The 21,446-nt window shown below is 69.7% G+C and carries 14 protein-coding genes; 6 read left to right on the top strand and 8 right to left on the bottom strand.

The window, feature by feature from the left end; translation table 11 throughout:
- Nucleotides 1–8 precede the first annotated feature (8 nt).
- Together OO70_RS13245 and OO70_RS13240 are read right to left on the bottom strand one after the other, a co-directional pair.
- Nucleotides 9–1,469, bottom strand: a complete 1,461-nt coding sequence (locus OO70_RS13245) for a glycoside hydrolase family 76 protein (protein WP_043668854.1) — start codon at nucleotides 1,467–1,469, stop codon at nucleotides 9–11.
- A gap of 34 nt (nucleotides 1,470–1,503) precedes the next feature.
- A complete protein-coding gene (locus tag OO70_RS13240) occupies nucleotides 1,504–3,117 on the bottom strand; it encodes a glycoside hydrolase family 27 protein (protein WP_043668850.1) in 1,614 nt (537 codons plus the stop codon).
- Between the two features lie 212 nt (nucleotides 3,118–3,329).
- On the opposite strand from OO70_RS13240, the gene OO70_RS13235 reads away from it, so the two are divergent.
- Nucleotides 3,330–4,499, top strand: a complete 1,170-nt coding sequence (locus tag OO70_RS13235) for a glycoside hydrolase family 76 protein (RefSeq protein WP_043668847.1) — start codon at nucleotides 3,330–3,332, stop codon at nucleotides 4,497–4,499.
- Nucleotides 4,500–4,502: 3 nt separating this feature from the next.
- Here OO70_RS13235 and OO70_RS13230 read toward each other — a convergent pair whose 3' ends face one another.
- From OO70_RS13230 to OO70_RS13215, 4 genes are all read right to left on the bottom strand, one after another.
- On the bottom strand, nucleotides 4,503–5,534 hold the full coding sequence (locus OO70_RS13230; RefSeq protein ID WP_234336835.1) for a LacI family DNA-binding transcriptional regulator: 1,032 nt from the start codon (nucleotides 5,532–5,534) through the stop codon (nucleotides 4,503–4,505).
- Nucleotides 5,535–5,626: 92 nt separating this feature from the next.
- On the bottom strand, nucleotides 5,627–6,922 hold the full coding sequence (locus OO70_RS13225; RefSeq protein WP_043668841.1) for an ABC transporter substrate-binding protein: 1,296 nt from the start codon (nucleotides 6,920–6,922) through the stop codon (nucleotides 5,627–5,629).
- 60 nt (nucleotides 6,923–6,982) lie between these two features.
- A complete protein-coding gene (locus tag OO70_RS13220; protein ID WP_043668838.1) occupies nucleotides 6,983–7,894 on the bottom strand; it encodes a carbohydrate ABC transporter permease in 912 nt (303 codons plus the stop codon).
- Nucleotides 7,878–8,885, bottom strand: a complete 1,008-nt coding sequence (locus OO70_RS13215) for a carbohydrate ABC transporter permease (protein WP_234336834.1) — start codon at nucleotides 8,883–8,885, stop codon at nucleotides 7,878–7,880. Before OO70_RS13215 ends, OO70_RS13220 begins: the two co-directional genes overlap by 17 nt.
- A gap of 184 nt (nucleotides 8,886–9,069) precedes the next feature.
- Between OO70_RS13215 and OO70_RS13210 the strand changes: the two genes are divergently transcribed.
- Nucleotides 9,070–10,488 carry a glycoside hydrolase family 125 protein gene (locus tag OO70_RS13210; protein ID WP_078651374.1) on the top strand — a complete coding sequence of 473 codons (1,419 nt, stop codon included), beginning with the start codon at nucleotides 9,070–9,072 and terminating at the stop codon, nucleotides 10,486–10,488.
- Nucleotides 10,489–10,546: 58 nt separating this feature from the next.
- On the opposite strand, the gene OO70_RS13205 is transcribed toward OO70_RS13210, so the two are convergent.
- On the bottom strand, nucleotides 10,547–11,089 hold the full coding sequence (locus tag OO70_RS13205) for a GNAT family N-acetyltransferase (protein WP_043668829.1): 543 nt from the start codon (nucleotides 11,087–11,089) through the stop codon (nucleotides 10,547–10,549).
- 93 nt (nucleotides 11,090–11,182) lie between these two features.
- Complete coding sequence (locus OO70_RS13200) at nucleotides 11,183–12,823, bottom strand: glycosyl hydrolase family 28 protein (RefSeq protein WP_051741155.1); 1,641 nt, start codon at nucleotides 12,821–12,823, stop codon at nucleotides 11,183–11,185.
- A 289-nt stretch (nucleotides 12,824–13,112) separates the two neighbouring features.
- On the opposite strand from OO70_RS13200, the gene OO70_RS13195 reads away from it, so the two are divergent.
- From OO70_RS13195 to OO70_RS13180, 4 genes are all read left to right on the top strand, one after another.
- Nucleotides 13,113–14,648, top strand: coding sequence for an acyl-CoA carboxylase subunit beta (locus OO70_RS13195; protein WP_043669117.1), 1,536 nt, complete (start codon nucleotides 13,113–13,115; stop codon nucleotides 14,646–14,648).
- A 79-nt stretch (nucleotides 14,649–14,727) separates the two neighbouring features.
- Nucleotides 14,728–16,470: a fatty acyl-AMP ligase gene (locus OO70_RS13190; RefSeq protein WP_043668827.1), complete on the top strand. Its 1,743-nt coding sequence runs from the start codon at nucleotides 14,728–14,730 to the stop codon at nucleotides 16,468–16,470.
- A complete protein-coding gene (locus OO70_RS13185; protein ID WP_043668824.1) occupies nucleotides 16,467–20,399 on the top strand; it encodes a type I polyketide synthase in 3,933 nt (1,310 codons plus the stop codon). The genes OO70_RS13190 and OO70_RS13185 overlap by 4 nt, the downstream gene beginning before the upstream one ends.
- A gap of 9 nt (nucleotides 20,400–20,408) precedes the next feature.
- Entirely contained in the window at nucleotides 20,409–21,356 is a 948-nt protein-coding gene (locus OO70_RS13180; protein ID WP_043668821.1) for an alpha/beta hydrolase, read from the top strand.
- Nucleotides 21,357–21,446: the final 90 nt, after the last annotated feature.

Below are 21,446 nucleotides of genomic sequence, written 5' to 3'. Positions count from 1 at the left end.
ACTGTGCGTCAGTTCGCCGCGTTCATCAGGTCGAGCGCGCTCTGTTGCCGGGCCGCGTCGGTGGAGTCCAGTGGTCCGGCCCAGTGAAGGCCGTATGCGTCAAGGGAGTTGCGGTCGTTCGCATATGCGGTGTCGGCCTGGCGTTTGATGTAGGTGGTGTAAGGGCGGTCGGACAGACGGGAGTTGAAGGCGCTCAGCCCCCGGATGTAGGCACCCTTGAAGGACGGGCCGTCGCCGCCGCAACCGCTGGTCTCGCAGGGTTCCCGGAGGATTCCGCCGGAGTTGAGGGCGGTCGACGTGGTCGAGGCGTCGCCGATCTGCCGACCGGTGGTGAGCAGGGTGGCGTCACCGGTCGCCCGGTACAGCTCCGACAGGCCGCCCAGCAGCACGCCCTGGTTGTACGACCACGTCGTGTCGCCGTTGTTGCCGCAGGTCGCCAGGTTGATGCCGTCGTTGACCAGATGGGAGCCGTTGATCATGCCGGTGCCCTTGAACCACGACCACTCGGCGTTGGCCCGGCCGAGGTAGGTCGTGTCGCCGGCGATGCGGTTGTGCAGGGCCGCGTTCAGCTCCAGGTAGAGGGAGTTGGCGATGGCGTTCTTGTAGGTCTTCGCCGTGCTCCACCACACTCCCCCGCCGCACGTGGAGTCCCAGTACCGCGCCATGTAATCGGCGTCCGCACGGGCGGTGTTGAGGTACCGGCTGTCGCCGGTGAGGTCGTACGCGTCGACCCAGGCCAGTCCCCACCAGCCCGTGTCGTCGATGTAGTCGTTGGTGAAGTTTCCGCCCTGCGCGGAGAGATTGCGGTCGTAGGTGTTGGCGATGGCGTACTTGTAGCTGCCCATGCCGGTCACGCGGATGTTGTCGATGAGGGCGGTCAGGGCGTTGGCCGAGTTCCACCAGCCGGTGGTGTCGAACAGGCCGGTGCCCAGGTTGTACGACTGCATCAGCGCGGTGGCGGCGGCAGTTGGGCGGCTGCCCGCATTCCAGGTCGTCCGGGCCCACGCCGTGCAGGCGATCTCGGCCCGGTCGCCGGCCTTGCCGCAGGCGCGCAGGGCGCCGACGCCGAGGGCGTTCCAGTCGTCGACGTTGTACATCAGGGTGCGCCAACCGCCTTGCCCCGCAGGGATGGTGGTGTCGCCGAGCTTGCTGCCCGAACTCCAGGTGCGGCCGCCGTCGAAGGAGCGGTCGAGCCAGACTTCATCGCCGGGGCTGCCGTTGGTGATCGAGGCCCAGCCCATCGCGTCGGTGTCGTCGAAGTGCAGGACGATGCTGCGGGAGTAGATGGTGGCCGACACCGGTTGGCGGTCACCCGGGGACAGGGCCGGGTCGCGGGCGTCGCAGTACTTGTTGCAGATCGTCGCCTCGGCTGCGGCGGTCGCGACGCCGGTGGAGACCGGCATGAACAGGGCCAGGGCGGCGATCAGACCGGTCCCGACTCGCCCGATACGTCTTGCTGTTGAGTTCATGCCGGCTCCATGGGGGGTGGGGGGATGCGGGAGGTCAGCCCAGGCGCCACTGCTGGTTGGCGCCGCCGTTGCAGGTCCAGAGTTCGAGCGCGATGCCGTTGACGTTGCCGGCCGCCTGGTCGCCGCCGGTGACGTCGAGGCAGAGGCCCGACTGGGTGCCCGTGATGGTGCCGTTGGGGTTGAGGCTCCACTTCTGGTTGGCGCCGCCGTTGCAGGTGTAGAGCTGCACCTTGGTGCCGTTGCTGGTCTGGTTGTTGTAGGCGTCCAGGCACTGGGTGCCGCCGTAGAGCCGGAGTTCACCGGCGGCGGTGATGGTCACGGCCTGGTTGGTGCCGCCGCCGCAGTCCCAGATCTCGATCTTGGTGCCGGGGGTGGTCTCGCCGTTGTAGGCGTCCAGGCAACGGTTGGAGGAGGCGCCGATCAGGGGGTGGGTGGTGCCGACGCTGGTACCGCTGCCGGTGGAGACCCGGTACATGACCGAGCCGTGGCCGGGGACGCTCGCCGAGATGGAGCCGCTGGTGCTGCTGATCACGTGCGACCAGAGGTTGTTGAGCTTGTACGAGGACGCAGAGGGGAGGCCGGCCGCCGTCGCGGAGGTGGTGATGGTGGCGGCCGAGGAGTTCTCGTTGAAGAGGACCACCGAGACGTCGCCGTTCGCGAGGGGCTTGGAAAGGACGTGCAGGCCGCCCGAGTTGGAGATCTCGGTGCCCTGCTTGCCCAGGGAGTCCTGGTCCACGGCGATGACGTCCTTGTTGCCGTAGAGGGAGAGCGTGGCGGCGGAGGCCTTGCGGAGGTCGGTGCCGGCGATCAGCGGGGCGGCCATCTCCGACCAGAGGCTGAAGTGGGAGCGGTCCTCGGTGAACGACATGCCGTTGCCGACCTCCAGCATGTCGGGGTCGTTCCAGGCGCCCGGCTTGGCGTACGCGGCGAGCTTGACGTTGGCCTTGTAAATGGACACCACCGTCGAGAAGTTGACGTTGATGTCGTCTGTGGTGCGCCAGCTGTTGCCGACGCCCGCACCCCAGGTCCACACGTCGGCGAGGCCCCAGTTGCAGAGGCTGTAGACGATCGGGCGGCCGGTGTTGGCGAGGGCGTCGCGCATCGCGGTGTAGCGCTGCTGGTCGGGCACGTTCTGGTGGTTGCAGTTGTCGTACTTGAGGTAGTCCACGCCCCACGCGGCGAAGCTGTTGGCGTCCGTCTGCTCGTGGCCGAGGCTGCCGGGGTAGCCCGCGCAGGTGGCGGTGCCCGCGCTCTCGTAGATGCCGAGCTTGAGGCCCTTGCTGTGCACGTAGGCGGCGGTGCCGCTGATGCCGTTCGGGAACTTGACCGGATCGGGGACGAGTTGCCCCGCCGCGTTGCGGGCCGAGGTCATCCAGCAGTCGTCGATGTTGACGTACTGGTACCCGGCGTCCTTCAGCCCGGAGGAGACGAGGTAGTCGGCGGTCTGCTCGACGAGTTGCTCGGTCACGTTGCAGCCGAAGGCGTTCCAGTCGTTCCAGCCCATCGGGGGCGTCCTGGCCAGCCCGTTGTCGAGGGCCTGAGCGGGCGGTGCGGCGCGCAGCACCAGGAGCGCCGGGACGAGGGCCAGCAGCAGCACCATCGTGAGGACGGCGCTCAGGCGTCTCTTGAAGGGGGACGGGACGGTCATGTCGAGGTCTCCTGCTTCGCCGTGGGGGGCTGGACGGACTCGCCTTCGGAACCTGTGGAAACGTAACCATCGTGAAGATTCCCTCAGCCGAGCTGCACCGTCAATGGTCCGGACCAAAATGTCCCGGGAGTGAACTGCCCGTGTCGTCAGATGCGTTGACGGTCTCCTGAGTCGATGGCAACGTTTCCATCACCCGCATCCTTGGAGGCCCCATGTCCCTGCGCCCCTCCCGGCGAGTGATGGTCGGTTCCGGTCTGGCCGCGCTGACAGCGATGGCCGCCACACCGGCAGCCGCAGCGGAACGACCGAGCCCCACACGGGCGTTGTCCCGCGCCACAGCCACCTACTCCGCGCTGAAGAGACACTTCGACACGACCGACGGCTCGGGGCTAGTCCACGAGCAGATTCCGGCGGCGGCCGGCGACAACCCGTACTCGTACGAATGGCCCTTCTCGCAGGTACACATCGCCGCGCTCGATCTCACCGCCGTGGACGCGTCGTTCGAGCCGGAGCTGGCCCGACGGGCGGCGGCGCAGGAGCACTTCTGGAATGCGGGCGGCGGGACGACCGGGCTTCCCGGTTACGCCTCCTACCCCGTCGAGCCGTACGGCTCGGGCGGTGACATGTTCTACGACGACAACGAATGGGTCGGCCTGGCCAAGGTGCAGCGCCATCTGCAGACCAGGGACACCGCCGCGCTGGCCCGCGCGAAGGAGATCTTCGCCCTGGTCAGGTCGGGCTGGGACACCGACGGCGGTCATGCCGCACCGGGCGGGGTCTTCTGGACCCAGGCCAACTGGAGCCACGACCGCAACACCGTGTCGAACATGCCGGGCGCCCAACTCGCCCTGCGCCTGCACCAGATCACCGGCGAGGCCGACTACCTGGACTGGGCGAGACGCTTCCACGACTGGACGAACACGCATCTCCAGAGCCCAAGTGGCCTGTACTGGGACCACCTTGACCTGCAGGGGACCGTCGAGAAGACCTTCTGGTCCTACAACCAGGGCGTGCCGGTCGGGGTCAATGTTCTCCTCTACGAGGTCACCCGGGACCGCGCCTATCTGCGTCAGGCGGAGCGAGTTGCCGCCGCCGCGTACGCCTATTACGTCACGCAGGGGCGGCTGTTCACGCAGCCCGTGTTCTTCAACTCGATCTTCTTCAAGAACCTGTTGCTCCTGGAGTCGGTCACCGGGAAGGACACGTACCACCGGGCGATGGCCGCCTACGCCGACCAGGTGTGGGACACCATGCGCGATCCCGCCACCGGGCTCGTGCACTTCGACACGGCCGGTGGCACCCAGGCGATCCAGCAGGCGGCCCTCGCGCAGATCTACGCCGTGCTCGCGTGGCCGCGTGCCCAGTGGCGGACGCTGTACTGATTGCTACGAGTGCTTGATCTCCCCTGTCCCGCGCGCGATCAGCTGCACCGGGAGGACCGTGCGGTGGGAGGGGGAATCGTCGCCGTCGATGCGGTCCAGCAGGATGTGGGCGGCCCGGCGGCCGAGTTCCTCGGTGTCGGAGGTGACGACGGTGACCGGGGTGGGGAGCATGTCGGCCAGCTTGAAGTCGTCGAAACCCACGACGGCGATGGAGACTTGAAGGTCGCGGCAGGCCCGTAGGACGCCCTCGGTGAGGAAGCCCGTGGTGGAGAAGACCGCGGTGGGCGGATGCGCGGAGGTGAGCAGGGTGCGGGTGGCGGACTCGGCCTCCTCGGTGGTGCCGCGGCGCAGGGTGACGACCAGGTTGTTGTCGGGCTCGATGCCGCCGCGGCGCAACGCCTTGCGGTAGCCGCGCAGTCTCCGGCCGGTGCTGTAGTACGAGGGGGCGACGAGGATCGCGATGCGTCGGTGGCCCTGGTCGATGAGGTGCTGGGTGGCCTTGTGGCCGCCGTCCTCGTTGTCGACGAGGACGACATCGGCCTCGGCGCCGGTGGCCGGGCGGTCGACGAAGACGATGGGCACGTGGTCGTGGCCGTTGATCTCGTTGAGGAAGGCGTGGTCGCCCTGGTCGGGGACGATGATGAGCCCGGCGACCCGGCGGCCGATCAGCTCCCCGATGGCACGGCGCTCGACCTCCGGGTCCTCGTCGGCCGTGCTCAACAGGACTGCGTAGCCTGCCTCGTTGGCGACTTCGACGGCGGCCTTGGCGAGGGAGGCGTAGAACGGGTTGGTGAGGTCGCCGAGCAGCAGCCCGATGGTCATGGAGTTCTGGCCGGGGCGCAGCGAGCGCGCGATCTCGTTGCGCTGGTATCCGATGGCGCTGATGGCCGCGTTGACGCGTTCGGCCGTCTCCTCGCGGACCGTTCCGATGCCGTTGACGACGCGGGAGACGGTGACGACGGCGACTCCGGCTCGCTCCGCGACATCGCGCATCGTGGGCCTGGTGTTCTGGCGGTGCGGGGGACGACTGCTCACGTGAGTTGAAGACCAACCTTCCATCGCGTACCGGGGCCGGGACCGCTCTCAGGATACGTTTCGGGTCCCGGCCCGCCGCTCGGTCCGGGACGCTAACCGTTGCTCTTGATCACATCGTTGATCTTGTCGGTCATCGTCCGGAGGTCGGAGAGCGGCTTCTTTCCGTTGAGGATGTCCGGCCAGTACGCGGTGATCAAGTCATTGGACTGGCTGGCCCATTGGGTGGTGAAGCGCACGCCGATGGTGGTCGGCGTGCTCAGCCCCGCTTTGACGGTGGACGCGACGGTCGTCAGACCGGCCTTGTCGAGGGCGCCGAAGTAGGCGCTCTGGGCGGAGAGATAGGCCGGGGCCGCGACCGGGGAGTCGGGCAGCACCTTGGTCCACACCGTGGAGTCGAGGTACTTGAGGACCTTGAAGGTGGCGTCCGCGTTCTGGGTGTAGGACGGGGTGCAGATGCCCACGGCGTCGTACAGGGTGGCCGGCTTGGTCACCTGGGGAAGCGGCGCGAACCCGTACTTGATCTTCGGCTTGTCGGTGAGGAAGCCTGCGGCCAGCCACTGGCCGCTCCACAGCATCGGGATCTGTCCTGCGGCGAACAGCGCCTGCTGGTTGCTGATGTCATAGCCGGGCGGTGCGACGGCCCCGCTCTTGATGCCGGCGACGACCTTGCGGACGCCTTCGGTGTACGTCGCGTCGATGGTCGTCTTCGTGGGCTGGTGGACGGAGTCGGCGAACGGCGCGCCACCCGCCGACAGCGCGTACGTGCTGAGGGAGAAGGGACCGTCTGTGGAGGTCAACGCGTCTGCTACGAGGCCGTACTTGGCGCCCTTGGCGTGCAGTTTCGCGGCGGCGTCGAACATCTGGTCCCAGGTCCAGCCGGCGGCGGGCACGGTGATGCCGGCGGCCTTGAAGGCGTCGACGTCGTACCAGATGCCGTAGGTGTTCATCAGGGAGGGAACACCGCCGATCTTTCCGTCGGCGGTCTTCCAGTTCTTCATGGTGGAGGAGACGAAGCTGCTCGCGCCGAAGTCGGCGGCGCCGGAGAGCCGGGAGGCCCAGTCGGTGAGGAGGCCCTGGCTGGTGTACTGCTGCTCGGTGTCGTTGCCGCACCAGAACAGGTCGGGGAGCTTCTTCGCCTGGGTGAGGGCGGCGAGTTTGTCGCTGTAGTTGCCGTTGGGGGTGTCGACGCGCTTGACGGTGATGTTCGGGTCGTGGAAGCCGGTCAGGGCCTGGTCGATGGCCTTGTTGGTGGCGGCGGACTCCCAGGTCATCAGGGTGACCGTCGCCTTGCCGTCCGACTGCTTCCCGGACGAGCCGCCGCAGGCCGCCGTCGCGAGCAGTCCCCCCGCAGACAGCAACGCTCCGGCGAGACGGATCCATCGTTTCATCGTGGCCTCCTGATACCTGGCATGCATACGACTCGTAGGTGGGTCGGGACGGGATGCGGATCAGCGCTGGTTGACGGTGCCCAGAGCGCTCAGGCCCTGGATGAAGTAGCGCTGGGCGACGAAGAACACGGCCAGTGGCGGGAGCATGAAGAGCAGGTTGGTGGCCATGTAGAGGTTCCAGTCCGGGGTCTGGCCGGCGAACTGGGAGACGAAGGAGGCCATGCCGACGCTCAGCGGCCACTTCTGGGACGAATACAGGTAGATCAATGGGTTGAGGTAGTCGTTCCAGGACATCTGGAAGGCCAGGATTGACATCGTTATCCAGGCGGGCTTCGTGATCGGCAGCATCACGCTGACGAAGATCCGGACGTGTCCCGCGCCGTCGACCTTGGCGGCCTCGTCGATGGAGTGCGGGATCGACAGGAAGTACTGGCGGGCGAGGAAGATGAAGAGCGGATTGCCGCCCAGGAAGGCCGGGACGATCAGCGGCAGCCAGGTGTCGTACCAGCCGATGTCCTTGAAGAGTTGGAACAGCGGGATGATGCCGACCACCGGGGGCAGCAGCATGCTGCCGACGAAGACGTAGAACCACACCTTGCGGCCGGGGAAGCGCAGCCGGGCCAGGGCGTAGCCCGCCATCATCGACGTCATCACGCCGCCGATCACCGAAAGGCCGGTGATGACAACGGAGTTGAGCAGCAGGCGCGGGAAGTGGATGACCTTCGGCCCGTCGACGAAGTTCCTGAAGTGGAACTCGTGGGGCAGGAGCCGGGGCGGGACCTCGAAGACCGCGGAGGGGCCCTTCAGCGCGACGGTGAGCATCCAGAGGATGGGGAGGATCATCACCGAGCTGATCAGCAGCGCGGTGGCGTACCAAGATGCTTTGCGTACGGCCCTGCCGCGCGGCTTCGTCGGAGGGGCCGGTGTCGGCGCGGTCGTCGGCGCCCTGGTGACGTCAGGAGACGTGGTCACTGTAGGTCCAAATCGACGAGAAGCGGGCGGTGGCGGCGATCACGACGACGATGACGAGGAACAGCACCCACACCTGGGCGGAGGCGTAGCCGAACTGCGAGACCTGCCCGAGCTTGGGGAAGCCGTTGTTGTAGATCGACAGCATCAGCGTCCGGGTGCTGAACCCGGGACCGCCCTGGCCGTCCGGTGAGAGGATCTTCGGCTGGTTGAACGCCTGGAGGGCCGTCACCATCTGGAGGACCACCTGCAGCATCATGATCGGGCTGATCAGCGGCAGGGTGATCCGGAAGAACACCGTGCGGGGGCCGGCGCCGTCGAGTCTGGCCGCCTCGTACAGCTCGGTGGGCACCGCCTGGAGCGCGGCGAGGAAGATGATCATCGTGGAGCCGACGCTCCACAGCATGACGATCACGATCGAGGGAATCGCCGAGTCCTCGCTGGACAGCCACTCGCTGGTGGGCAGGTGGAGCCAGTTCAACACCTGGTTGGCCAGGCCGACTTGGGGGTTGAACACGAACTTCCAGAGCGTGATCGTGGCCACCACGGGCAGCACGACCGGCAGATAGCACAGGGTGCGCAGCAGGCTGACGCCGCGCATCCGCTGGTTGCAGAAGACGGCCAGGGCCAGCCCGATGGCCAGCGACAGCGGCACGTACAGCACGACCAGCAGGAGTGTGGCTCGTACCGAGGGCCAGAAGGACGGGTCGGTGGTGAACATCCGGCGGAAGTTGTCGAGGCCGATGAACTTCGGGTCCGACAGGCCGTTGTAGCTGGTCAGCGCGTAGTAGGCGGACCGGAACAGCGGGTAGACGACGAACGCCGTGAAGCCGATGAGCGCCGGGGCCAGGAACACGTACGCGGCCAGGGTGTCCGAGGACCGCTTGCGTCGCCGTCGCCAGGGCCGTCCGAGGCGCCCCGGGAGCCCTCGGTCCGGCGGTGGGTCCACGGGCGGTGCGGCGGTTCGCGTCTCTTGGTGCGGAGCGGCTGTCACACGCGCTCACCTTCTTCCTCCGAGGAGTTGGCGATGACCCGGACCGAGGTCGACCCGACCGTCTGGTGGTCGCCGACCCGCTCAAGGTAACGTTTCCATTTCCTGGCGATCACACCGTGGCGCACGCCACATGAGGCAGTCAAGAGGCGCGATGGTAACGTTTCCCGGATCAACATCCGGAACAGTGTGGGCAGTTCCGGAGTCACTGAGCACGCTCGGGCGACGGCTGGCCACCGAGCTGCGGGGTGGTCCGGCGGCGGAGATCGTCGAGCGGTGCCTGACCAACACGTGGGCTACGTCGATGAGTTGGGACGCTCCGCCGACCGGGATGTCAGAGGGGGCGATGGGTTGGGGCGGGGCGTCGGAGGAGGCGACGGGTCGGGGCACTTTGTCGGCCGGCTCGGCGGAGGTGTTCGTCAGGACCGGTGACATCCCGGCGATGTGGTTGCGGGACAGCACGGCGCAGGTTCGTCCCTATCTCGCCGTGGCCACGGACCCGGAGGTCGGCGATGTCCTGGTCGGGGTCTCGCGCCGGCAGATCCGCTGCGTTCTGCTGGACCCGTACGCCAACGCCTTCAACGACGGCCCCACCGGCGCACACGGCGAACCCGGCGACCGGCCCACGCCGGGCGACTGGGTCTGGGAGCGCAAGTACGAACTCGACTCGCTCTGCGCCCCGTTGCAGCTGGCGTACGCGATCCGGCGGGCGACCGGACGCGAGGACCATCTCGACGAGGCGTTCCACCGCGCGGCCCGGTTGATCGTGCGGCTGTGGCGGGCGGAACAGTCACACGCAGACTCGCCCTACCGGTTCGTCCGGCCGTCCGGGCCGTTCGCCGGTGACAGTCTTCCCCTCAACGGCCGTGGCGCACGGGTCGGTTGGACCGGCATGACGTGGTCGGGCTTCCGGCCGAGCGACGACGCGTGCACCTACGGCTATCCGGTGCCGGCCAACGCGCTGGCGTCGGCGACTCTGCACGGGTTGGCGGAGCTGGCGGCGGCGGTCCTCGACGACACCGAACTCGCCCATGCATGTTGGCAGTTGGCGGATGAGATCGACGCCGGGATTCTGGCGCACGGGGTGGCGGAGGTGGACTGCGACTCCGTTCTCGCCTACGAGGTCGACGGGCTCGGGGCGGCGCTGCTCTGCGACGACGCGAATCTTCCGAGTCTGCTGAGCCTCCCTCTGAGCGGGTGGTGCACATCGGAGGATCCGCTGTACCGGGCCACTCGACGCTTCGTTCTCTCTGCGGGCAACCCCTCCTACTTCAGCGGGAGTTACGCGTCCGGAGTCGGCAGTACGCACACGCCGGACCGTCACGTCTGGCCGCTGGCGATAGCTGCGGCCGGGCTGACGGGCAACGCGGACGAGGCGGCTCGGGCCCTGGACACGCTCGCGGCCACCACCGCCGGTACCGGCCTGATGCACGAGAGCTTCCATGTCGACGCGCCTGGCCGGTTCACACGGGACTGGTTCGGCTGGGCGAACGCGATGTTCTGCGAGCTTGCCCTCGATCTGTGCGGGGAGGGGGTGCGGCATTTGTTTCCGGTGCATCCGCGGGCTTTGCCCGGGGCGTCGGGGGTGGGTGGCGGGGTGGCGTGAGCCGGGGGCGGTTGTCAGGGGGGCGCTGCCGAGGCTGTCCGACCTGGCGACCCCGGGCTCAAACGGACGGCGTCACCGGGGACCGCAGGCCGAGCCACTGCTCGGCGTCCCAGGCCTCGAACCGCTCCACCTCGGTGAACCCCAGCTTTGCCGCGAGGCGCATCGAGCCGGCGTTGGCGGTCTGGGTGGTGAGCACCACCGGCTCTCCCGGCAAGACACCGTCGAACCAGTCGAGTGCCGCCGTGCACGCCTCGGCGGCGTACCCGAACCCCCACGCCTGCGGCAGGAACAGGTAGCCGAGATCGGCCTTCCCCGCAGCGGCCGGGCGACGGTGCCCCGTTGCCCTCCTGAGCAGGATCTGGCCGATCATCGCCCCGTCGAGATCGACGACGAAACTCCCGGGCCACCGCTCGGGCACCCCGGGCAGCTCGCGCTCGAGCTCGTCACGCGGCCGGGGGCCGCCGAGGTAGGTGTGCACCTCCGGCGACGCCAGCAGCTCGACGAACGCCGCACGGTCCCTGGCCTCGGGCTCACGGAGCACGAGCCTCTCGGTCCTGATCGGCTCGGGCGGCCAGGCGACGACGGATCCAAGATCAGACATGCGGGCAGGCTAACAGCCCGAGAAGCGTGGGGAATTGGTGTCTTCTCGACTGCCGGCCGACCACCGCGCCGCCGCCTTCGCCGCTGTCCAAGCTCAGGGCGTGATCGTGAGCGTCCCGTAGTCCGAGAGGTTGGTCAGGTTCACCTGGGTCAAGGTGGTCGCCCCGGTCGTGCTCCCCGGCATCACGATATGGCTCAGCGCCACACCCGAAATGGGCGCCCCCGGCTGCCCGTTGACGCGCGCGGCGGTGACGCCGGCGTTGCGGACGCGGACGTTGGAGATCGTGACGCCGGTGATCGGGCCGACGCCCGCGGTGCTGCCGGTCATCAGGGCGAGCCAGGTCCGGTTGTCGTCGTTCTTGTAGCTGAGCCGTTCGATGTCGATGTCGTCGAACTTGAGGTTCGTCGCGCTCGCCGTGCCGTACTTGTGGTGGACGCCGATGCCCACGGCCGCGTCGTAGACGACGACGTGCTGGAAGGTGACCTTGTTCTGCGACTCGTAGACACCCTGGCCGACCTTGACGCCGTAGCAATAGGTCCAGGAGACAAGGTCGTTGAAGGTGACGTTGTCCAGCGGGCGGGCGGTGCCGGGGACCGACTTGTAGATGTCGGCGACGTCGGGCCAGGTCTTGGTGCTGAACGGGTCGTCGAGGCCGATGCCGATCGCGTGGTCAACGGTGACGTTCGTGGACTCCATGACGTCGATGCCGTCGTTCTCGCCCATGTCGAACCTGTTGAAGATCTTGATGTTGCGGAAGGTCATGTCCGAGGAGCGCAGCGGGATGATCGCCCAACTGCTGGATTCCCGGAAGGTGATGCCGTCGACGGTGAACCCGCTCGTGTAGATCGGGGCCAGGAGATTCACGCCGAGGTTGGAGGGCGCGAGCGCGGCCTGGCCGTTGCCGTCGATGATGCCGCGGCCGTAGATCTTGATGTTCGTCGAGGAGTAGCGGGTCGAGATGAACCAGGTGAGGTCACGGCCCTGTGAGGTCTTGTGTCCGGTCACCACATAGTGGCTGGCCTCCCCCGTGTAGCGGAGGACCGCGCCGGGTGCGAGGTAGAGCGCGAGGTTGCTCCGCAGATACAGATTCCCCAGGGTGTAGACGCCCGCCGGGACGTACACGATGCCCTGCGTGCCGTTCGAAGAGCCGTACGCGGCCGCGTCGTTGAGGGCGTCCTGGAAGGCCGTCGTCGTGTAGGCGCCGGTGTTCGGCTGGGCCGAGTAGGGCGCGCTCTGCACGTTGAAGATGCCGGTACCGGTCGTCGCCGGGCGGTTGGTCTCGGCCGGGTCGGCGGCGATGACGAGGTTGGGGCGGCCGTCGAGCTTGACGATCAGGTACTCGTCGTTCTGGACGGTGAAGGTCAGAGTCGGGCCGCTGACGGTCCCCGTGATGCCCAGCTTCTGCGGGCTGATGCTGTACGCGCCGATGGCCGTGTTGTTGAGCTTGGTCACGGAGATGGTGGCGGTGCCGGTCCCGAGGGCCAGCTGCGCGATGTCGTACCCGGTGTACTTGGTGACGGGTACGGACGTTCCGTTGACGGTCAACTTGTAGTCGGTGGACGCCGGGTAGACGGACGGGACCGGGTACGCCGTCACGGCCCCGGCCGCGGCCCGGGCCGACTGCGGGGCTCCGAGGAGGGCCGCGACGCCGAGCAGCAGGGCGGTCAACCCGAGGGCCAGGAGGCGCAGTACGCGGTTCTCGGTTCCGTCGGCCGTGGTCAGTGGCCATCTCATCGGCGATCTCATCCGGGGTCCTCCTGCAAGCGCGTCGGTGTGGTCACGTAAGAGGGAATGGAAACGTTGCCAGTGACATGACCACACTAATGGTCTGGACCGCGGACGCCTATCCGCTGTGCCCGCCGACCGTCACTCCCTTGTCACCTCAGGACGAACCTCCGTCGCCTGGGACTCAACTCCCGCAAACAGAACGGCGATCCCCTGGTCCGCTTCCGAATCGCTGCCATATTCGAGAACCACTTCGGAGGTGGCTGTGACGCTGGACGCGACAACATCCCTGACGGCAGTGACACCTGCGGCGGACCGCACCGCCGGACGCATCGCCGACCTGGCACACCGACGGGCGCAGGCGGTGGTCACGGCGGCGCCGAGAAGACGCGGAGCCCTCGGTGCACGGGAGCGGATCGAACGGCTCCTGGACGCGGGCTCGTTCGCGGAGACCGGTGTCTTCGTGCGGGCCAGAGCCCTCGGTGACGGTGCCCAACGCCCTTACGGCGACGGGGTCGTCACCGGGTACGGCACCGTCGACGGGCGGCCGGTCTGTGTGTTCGCGCAGGACTCGGCGGTCTTCGGCGGCAGCATGGGCGAGGCGTTCGGCGAGAAGACCGTGGCCCTCATGGACCTCGCCCTGAAGACCGGCTGCCCGATCGTCGGCCTCAACGACTCCGGCGGCGCCCGCATCCAGGAGGGCGTCAACTCACTCGCTCTCTACGCCGAGTTGGTGCGCCGCAACGTGAAGGCGTCCGGGGTGATCCCGCAGATCTCCGTCATCCTCGGGCCCTGTGCGGGCGGCGCCGCGTACTCCCCCGCCATCACCGACTTCACCGTCATGGTGGACGGCGCCTCGCACATGTTCGTCACCGGCCCCGACGTCATCGAGGCCGTCACCGGCGAACGCGCCACCGCCGAGGAGCTGGGCGGCGCCCGCACCAGCAACTCCGTGAACGGCAACGCCCACTTCCTCGCCGCCGACGAGGGGGACGCACTGGACACCGTACGCGACCTGCTGTCGTACCTTCCCGCCAACAACCTGGAGCGGCCCCCGGAGTACGCGCCCGGTTCCGTCGCCGCCGGGGCGCCGCTCGACGAGGTCGTGCCCGACCGGCTCGGGCAGGCCTACGACATGCGGGACATCCTGCACGCGGTGGTCGACGACGGTGAACTCCTGTACGTCCAGGAACTGTTCGCGCCGAACATCATCTGCGCGCTGGCCCGGGTCGAGGGCGCGAGTGTCGGGGTCGTCGCCAACCAGCCGCTGCACTCGGCCGGTGTCCTCGACATCGACGCCTCCGAGAAGGCGGCGCGGTTCGTGCGGTTCTGCGACGCGTTCGGCATCCCGCTACTGACCTTCGCCGACGTCCCCGGCTATCTCTCCGGCGTCCACCAGGAGCGGCGCGGCATCATCCGGCGCGGCGCCAAACTCCTGTACGCGTACGCCGAGGCGACCGTCCCGAAGGTCACCGTGGTGGTGCGGAAGGCGTACGGCGGCGGGTACGCGGTGATGGGCTCCAAGCACCTCGGCGCCGACCTCAACCTCGCCTGGCCCACCGCCCGTATCGCCGTCATGGGCGCGGAAGGTGCCGTGGGTGTGCTGCACCGGCGTGAACTCGCCGCCGCGGCCGACCCCGAGGCACTGCGGGCCGACCTGGTCGCCGCGTACGAGGCGACGCACGGGACGCCTTACCTCGCCGCCGAGCGCGGATACGTCGACGACGTCATCGCGCCGCGCGACACCCGCGTCCACGTCAGCCGCGCCCTGCGCGCGCTGCGCGGCAAACGCGCCCCGATGCCGGAGCGGCGGCACGGCAACATCCCGCTCTGACCGCCCTGTTCACTCCGCTCGCCCTGTTCTCCCTCGCCAGCCGCCACCGCGATGTACCGCGATGTGAGGAGCACGCCCGATGGACAGCCGCCGTCCCCCGCTCGCGCCCGCGTACCGGACTCTCCCCGAGTACGTGCGGCACTGGGCCGACCTCACCCCGGACCGCCGGGCGTTCACGTTCGTCGACCACCCGGCCCCCGACTCCCGTGGTGTGCACCGCACTTTGACCTGGCAGCGCCTGGACCTGCGCGTGCGCGCACTGGCCGCCCGGCTCACGGAAGAGGCCGAACTCGGTTCGCGCGTCGCCCTGTTGTGCCCGCAGGGGACGGACTACATCACCGGTTTCCTGGCGGCGCTGACGGCCGGGATGGTCGCCGTACCGCTGTATCCGCCCGGTCTGCCGGGGCACGCCGACCGGCTCGTCGGGGTGTTGGCCGACGCGCGTCCGGCGGTCGTGCTGACCACCGGTCGCACTCTGGAGGAGGTGTCGGACTTCTGCGAGCGCGCGCGGGTGCCCGTCCTCGCCGTGGAGCAGGTCCCGGACTCCGCCGCCCTCAACTGGCAGGCTCCGGCGCCCGATTCGGACGCGACCGCCTATCTCCAGTACACCTCCGGCTCCACCCGCGCTCCGGCCGGCGTGGAGATCACGCACGCCAACGTCGTCGCCAACGCCCGTCAGGCGCTTGCCGCTTACGGTGCCGACGCGCACCAGGTGACCTGTGTGGGCTGGCTGCCGCTCTACCACGACATGGGGCTCGTGCTGAGTGTCGCGGCCCCGGTGGTGCGCGGCCTGCTGTCGGTGCTCATGGACCCGGCCGCGTTCCTGCACGAACCGGCGCGCTGGCTAAGGCTGTTGGCCGCGCATCCGCGTGCGCTGAGTGCCGCGCCCAACTTCGCCTACGACTACTGCGCCTCCACCGTCACCGGGGCGCAGAAGGAGGGGCTGCGGCTGGACGGGGTCGCCGCGTTGATCAACGGCAGCGAACCCGTCCGGCCCGGCACCGCCGACCGTTTCCACGCCGCGTTCGCCGCGCAGGGGCTCGCGGCGGAGGTGCACTGTCCGTCGTACGGGCTCGCCGAGGCGACCGTCTTCGTCAGCGCCGCCCGGCCCGGCCGCGCGCTCGGCCGGTTCGCCCTCGACCGTGACGCGCTCGCCGCCGGGAAGGCGTTGCCCGCACGGCCCGACGATCCCAGAGCCGTGTTGTTGGCGGGGTGCGGGATACCGGTGGGGCAGCGGGTACGCATCGTCGATCCGGTCGCCCACGCCGTGCTGGCCGAGGGGGAGGTCGGGGAGATCTGGGTCCAGGGTCCCAATGTGGGGCGCGGTTACTGGAACAACCCGGCGCAGACCCGGCGCGTCTTCGGTGCCACGCTCGGCGAGGACGCGCCGGGCGACTGGCTGCGCACCGGCGACCTCGGGACCGTCCTGGACGGGCAGTTGATCGTCACGGGCCGGCTCAAGGACCTCATCGTCGTCGACGGCCGCAACCACTATCCCCAGGACGTGGAGGCCACCGCCCAGGACGCGCACTCGGCCGTACGGCGGGACCGGCTCGCCGCGTTCGGGGTGCCGGGTGGCGCGGGTGAGCGGGTGGTGGTCGTGGCCGAGCACGCGCGGACCACCAGCCTCGCCGACCTCGACGTATCGGCCCTCACGCGGGCCGTCCGCGCGGCCGTCTCCGCCCGGCACGGGCTGCGGCTCGCCGATGTCGTCGTGGTCGCGCCCGGCACCGTGCCCCGCACATCGAGCGGAAAGGTCTCGCGGGCCCTGACCCGCGCCCGGTATCTGGAGGGCGTCTACGCGGCGGAGACCGCGGTATGACGGCCACCGACAACAGGGCGCTGCTGCGCCGCCGGATCGCGGAACGGGTGGCCGAATGGAACGGCACCCCTCTCACCAACGTCCCCATGGACCGGCCGCTGGCCGACCTCGGCATGTCCTCGCGGGACGCGGTCGTGCTGGCGGGCGAGTTGTCGCTCCTGACGGGGCACGAGTTGCCGGCGACGCTGCTGTGGGAGGCGCCGACCGTGGACGCCCTGGTGGACCGCGTGTGCGGTCCGACCCTGCGGGTCGCGCGGGAGGCCCCCGCTCCGGTGGCGCCGGGCGAACCCGTCGCGGTCATCGGGGTCGGCTGCCGACTGCCGGGCGGGGTGCGCGGTCCGGCCGACTACTGGCGCCTGCTGATCGACGGCGTCGACGCGATCAGACGCGTCCCCGAGGACAGATGGGCCGACTTCACGGCGTTCCCACCTGACGAAACCCCCGCGTGCGGCGGCTACTTGGACGACATCGCCGGGTTCGACGCGGACTTCTTCCGCATCACCCCGCGCGAGGCCGCGGTGATGGACCCCCAGCAACGCATCCTCCTGGAGGTCGTCCGCGAGACCCTCGACCACGCCGCTGTCCCCGCAACTGCCTTGGCAGGAACGGCGACCGGCATCTACGTCGGTGTCTCGGCCCCCGAGTACGGACAGCTTACCGGCGCCGACCCGAACACCGTCGACCCCTGGGCCCCGGCGGGCGCCGCGCTCAGCGTGACGGCAGGCCGACTGGCGTACGTGCTGGACACCCGCGGGCCCAACATGGCCGTGGACACGGCCTGTTCGTCCTCCCTCGTCGCCGTGCACCAGGCCTGCGTCAGCCTCCGCACCGGCGAGACCGACACGGCGATCGCCGCCGGAGTCAACGTCCTCCTGTCCCCCGTCGTCGGCGTCGCCTTCCAACGGGCGGGCGCACTCGCCCCGGACGGCCACTGCAAACCGTTCGCCACGACGGCCGACGGCATCGGACGCGGTGAGGGCTGCGCGGCGGTGCTGCTGAAGCGGCTGTCCGACGCGGAGCGGGACGGCGACCGTGTCCTCGCGGTCATCCGCGCGACGGCCGTCAACTCCGACGGCCGCTCCAACGGCCTGCTCGCCCCCAACCCTGCTGCCCAACAGGCCCTGTTGACCACCGCCTACACACACGCCGGACTCACCCCGGCCCACGTCGACTACGTCGAGGCGCACGGCACCGGCACCCCGCTCGGCGACCCGATCGAGGCGGGCGCGCTCGGCGCGGTGCTGGGTGCGGACCGTGACCCCGAACAGCCCTTGCTGCTCGGCTCGGTGAAGGGGAACCTCGGCCATCTGGAGTCCGCGGCCGGTATCACCGGCCTGGTGAAGACGGTCCTCGCCCTCCACCACGACCTCGTCCCGCCGTCGCTGTACGGCAGCACTCTCGGGGACGCACGGCTGCGCGTGGTCACCGAGCCCGAACCATGGCCTCGCTACGGCGGTACGGCCACCGCCGGCATCTCGGGCTTCGGGTTCGGCGGCACCAACGCCCATGCGGTACTGGAGGAATGGCGCCCCGCTCCCCTACCGGTCGAGCAGTCCGCCGCCCGCCTTCACCTCCTCTCCGACGTCGACACCGAGCGGGTCCGGGACACCGCAGCCCGACTCGCCGCGTGGCTCCGCACCCCCGAAGGAAGCGCTGCCCGTCCGGCGGACGTTGCGCGCACACTCGCGGGACGAGCGGGGCGTGGGCCGGTACGCGCTGCGGTCGTCGCTCGCGGCGGGGGCGAACTGGCGGATGCGCTGGGCGCGTTGGCGCAGGGTGGCGGCCGGGACGCGCGGGTGGTGACCGGTGACCGTGATCTCGTGGGGCCCGGTCCGGTGTGGGTGTTCTCCGGGTACGGCTGCCAGTGGACCGGCATGGGGCGCCAACTCCTCCTGGAGGAACCGGCTTTCGCCGCCGCGGTGGAGAAGCTGGATGCGCAGCTGGCCGATGTATTCGGCTTCTCCCTCCATGAGCACCTGACGTCCGCCGGGGATCTCGACCGGCTCGATGTTTCCCAACCAGTCCTTTTCGGTGTGCAGTTGGCACTGGCCGAGCTGTGGCGGTCGTACGGCGTCGAGCCTGTCGCCGTGATCGGTCACTCGCTGGGTGAGGTGGCCGCCGCCGTCTGCGCGGGCGCGCTGGCCGTGGCGGACGGGGCGCGCGTCGTCGCCGTACGGGCCCGGCTGCTGGGGCAGTTGCGCGGGGGCGCTATGGCCGTCGTAGATCTGGAGGACGGTGAACTGCCTTCCCTGGAGCGGGAGTTCCTGGGTGTGCATGTCGCCGTCCATTCCTCGCCCCGGCAGAAGGTCGTCACCGGTGACGAGATGGCCGTCGCTCGGCTGGTGCGGCGGTGGGAGGAGCGAGGGCGTGCCGCCCGGGCCATGCGGGTGGTCGGCGCCGGGCACTCACCGCAGGTGGACCCGCTGTTGCCGGAACTGACCGAGGCCCTCGCGGACGTCGGAGGCAGGGCTCCGCGCATCCCCGTCTACTCCACCGTCCTCGACGACCCGCGCGGCGCCTGCGAGTTCGACGCCGATCACTGGGCCGCCAACCTGCGTCGGCCGGTGCGTCTCGACCGGGCCCTCGCGGCGGCTGCGGCCGACGGCCACACCGCCTTCGTGGAGATCTCGCCGCATCCAGTGCTGACCCGGTCCCTCACCGAGACCGTGCCCGGCGCCCTCACCGTGGGCACGCTGCGCCGCGACGCGGCCGGATCCGCCGCGTTCCTCGGGGAGTTGGGCGCCTTGTACGCGGCGGGCCTTGATCTGCCGCTGCCGTCCGGCCGGGTCATCGACCTTCCCGTACCGCGCTGGCGGCACGTCCGGTACTGGTGGACCGACGGCCGAGCGCCCGTCGCGACGACCGCGGCACACCGGTGGGCCGAGCCGGCCACGGACGCCGTAGGAGATTCGGTGACCGCCCGCCTCAGCCACCACATCGCCGCCGTCACCGGCCATCCGGCGGCCCGCATTACCCCCACCACGGCACTGGCCGACCTCGGTCTGGACTCCCTCATGGCCGTCCGCATCCGCACCGCCCTGCAACGCGACTTCGGCGTCGAGTTGCACCTGCGCGACCTGCTCGACGCCGGCACGGTCGATGAAGTGGCGGACCGGATAGGCCAGTTGATGAGCACGCCACCCGGAGGGACACACCATCCGCTCTTCCTGTTCCACGCCGCCGGCGGCACCACCGACGTCTACCGCACCCTCGCCCAACGCCTGGGCGAGGACCGGCCGGTGCACGGGCTGGACCGGATCGAGGACGCGCAGACCGTGTCAGAGAAGGCCCGTCGCTACGTCGAGGCCATCACCACCGCTCAACCCAATGGGCCCTGTGTGCTTGCCGGTTGGTCCTTCGGCGGATTCGTGGCACAGGAGACGGCACGCCAACTCACCGCCGCCGGACGGGACGTCGACCTCGTCGCGCTCATCGACTCCGTACGCCCCCTCCCCCGGCCCGACCGCATCCGCACCCACCTCACGGGCTTCGCCCGGCACATCGCCGACACGTACGGGGTCGAACTGCCCCTGCCCTACGACGATCTCGTGGCGCTGGACGACGACCACGAGCGCATCGACCTCGTGCTGCGTGCCCTGCGCGGGGCCGTGCGGGTGCCGCCCGCCGCGTTGGAGCACCAGCGTGCCTCCTACCTGGACCTGCGGATCGGCGAGGCGCACACGCCGGACCGGTACGAGGGCCGGGTGGTCCTGTACCGGGCCACCGAGCCGGCTCCGCACACCGTGCGCGACCCGGCGTACGAGCGGGACGACGAGGCGCTCGGCTGGGACGAGGTGTGCCCGCGGCTGACGGTCGTACCGGTGTCGGGGCATCACCTGTCGCTGCTCGACCCGCCGCACGTCGACGAGATAGCCGCCCATCTGCGGCGGGTGCTCGCCTCGCCGGGCGGACCCGCCGAACCGGACTGAGGAGCCACCATGCCGCACCACCACCCCAGAGGAATCTCCCGCCGCGCCGTCACCCGGGCCACGGCGGCCACCGGTCTTGCCGTCCTGTTCGGCGCCACGGCCTCCGTCGGCCGGGCCCGGGCCGCGACGCAGGTCTCGGCGCGCACCGTCGACGTGTCCGTGTCCTCGCCCGCGCTGGGCCGCAGCGCGCCGGTGCGGCTGATCCTGCCGTCGGACTTCGCCGCGCAGCCGGATCGCACGTACCCCGTGCTGTATCTGCTGCACGGGGCGCACGACGACTACACGTCCTGGACCCGGGAGACGGACATCGAGGCGTTCACCGAGGGCCGCGACCTGATCGTCGCCATGCCGGACGCGGGGCCCACCGGCATCCCCAGCGCCTGGCGCGACGGTCCCGACTACGAGACCTTCCAACTCCAGGAGGTCCCGGCGCTGTTGGCCCGCGACTACCGGGCGTCCAGTGTGCGGGCCGTCGCGGGAGTGTCCACGGGAGGCTACGGCGCGATGGCGCACGCGGCCCGTCACCCGGGCGCGTTCACCGCCGCCGCCTCCTACAGCGGCATCCTCGACACCACGGCCCCCGGAGTGCCCTCGCTCGTGGACGCCATCGTGGCCCGCGAGAACCTGGCGCCGCTGACGCTCTGGGGCAATCCCCTTCTGAACGCGCCGACTTGGCGTGACTTCAATCCGCGCGCCAAGGCCGGCGGGCTGCGCGGCACGCCCCTGTACGTGTCCAACGGCAGTGGTGTGGTGGGAGGTTCGGGCGACTGGCTGCCCGAGGCGTTGGAGAGTCTGCTGTGGCCCTCGGCGCACAGTTTCACCGGGATTCTCGCGCTGCTCGGCATTCCGGTCACCACGCACTTCTACTCGGGAGGCGGGCACAGCTGGGCCTACTGGAAAGGGGAGTTCACGGCCTCGTGGCCGATGCTCGCCGGTGCACTGGGGTTGCCGGAGTGATGTCGGTGCAGCCGGGGCACGGAACGGAGCGCAGGGGACGACCGTCCAACACGGGACGTCCCCCTCGTCCCATGGGCAACAGTCCGTGGG

Origin of the sequence: Streptomyces xylophagus (genome assembly GCF_000716435.1) — a bacterium.
Classification (GTDB): Bacteria; Actinomycetota; Actinomycetes; order Streptomycetales; family Streptomycetaceae; genus Streptomyces; species Streptomyces xylophagus.
Note: the sequence above shows the minus strand (reverse complement) of the source record. Positions and strands in the feature narration are given on the sequence as shown.

Bases quoted from the DNA above. Each gene is read 5' to 3' on its own strand.
- OO70_RS13245 (WP_043668854.1), bottom strand. From the start codon at position 1,469: ATGAACTCAACAGCAAGACGTATCGGGCGAGTCGGGACCGGTCTGATC.
- OO70_RS13240 (WP_043668850.1), bottom strand. From the start codon at position 3,117: ATGACCGTCCCGTCCCCCTTCAAGAGACGCCTGAGCGCCGTCCTCACG.
- OO70_RS13235 (WP_043668847.1), top strand. From the start codon at position 3,330: ATGTCCCTGCGCCCCTCCCGGCGAGTGATGGTCGGTTCCGGTCTGGCC.
- OO70_RS13225 (WP_043668841.1), bottom strand. From the start codon at position 6,922: ATGAAACGATGGATCCGTCTCGCCGGAGCGTTGCTGTCTGCGGGGGGA.
- OO70_RS13205 (WP_043668829.1), bottom strand. From the start codon at position 11,089: ATGTCTGATCTTGGATCCGTCGTCGCCTGGCCGCCCGAGCCGATCAGG.
- OO70_RS13200 (WP_051741155.1), bottom strand. From the start codon at position 12,823: ATGAGATGGCCACTGACCACGGCCGACGGAACCGAGAACCGCGTACTG.
- OO70_RS13190 (WP_043668827.1), top strand. From the start codon at position 14,728: ATGGACAGCCGCCGTCCCCCGCTCGCGCCCGCGTACCGGACTCTCCCC.
- OO70_RS13185 (WP_043668824.1), top strand. From the start codon at position 16,467: ATGACGGCCACCGACAACAGGGCGCTGCTGCGCCGCCGGATCGCGGAA.
- OO70_RS13180 (WP_043668821.1), top strand. From the start codon at position 20,409: ATGCCGCACCACCACCCCAGAGGAATCTCCCGCCGCGCCGTCACCCGG.